Here is a 535-nt window from a genome sequence, read left to right on the forward strand (position 1 = left end):
TTTCCCACAGTTCGCACTTTTCTAATATGACTCTAGAAAAATTAGCGTAACTAAGATTTGTCTTGGTTATATAAGCACTACAAAACCATGACCTTGTAGTTATCATATTCATAAAATTAGCCCCTCGAAAATCAGCTCCTTGAGCTAAACACTCACTAATTTCAAGACCTAAGGCGCTAATGTTTTTAAAATTACTCATTGATAAATCGCAGCTTTTAAAGCTAGCGTTTTTTAGTTTGGCTCTATTAAAATCACACCCTTCCAAGCTATTCCTGTCGTAAAAACTACAATCAACAAATTCAGTATCAGTTAAATCAACCCCTGAAAAATCACAATTTGAAAAGGCAATATTTTTAACTCTATTCCCCGTAAATTGATCTCGTGAAAACTTTTCATTGATAAAGTGCTTTTCCATACATGCTACACCTGGTTATTTATACAGTGCAATCATTGTACATTAATTTGAACAACCTTAAACTCTAGCTAAAATTGATTCATACAATCCCTTTTATGTTAAACGGGCGAGTTAGTTAGC

1 protein-coding gene is annotated in these 535 nt (G+C 33.1%); it reads right to left on the reverse strand.

All coding sequences use genetic code 11. The annotated features are described in order from the left end of the window. Window positions 1-415, reverse strand: a 415-nt coding sequence (locus tag D1643_RS11445; RefSeq protein WP_160710690.1) for a pentapeptide repeat-containing protein, incomplete at its 3' end; no start/stop codon positions are given. Window positions 416-535 lie beyond the last annotated feature (120 nt).

The organism is Enterorhabdus sp. P55 (genome assembly GCF_009911695.1).
In the GTDB taxonomy this organism is placed as follows: domain Bacteria; phylum Actinomycetota; class Coriobacteriia; order Coriobacteriales; family Eggerthellaceae; genus Enterorhabdus.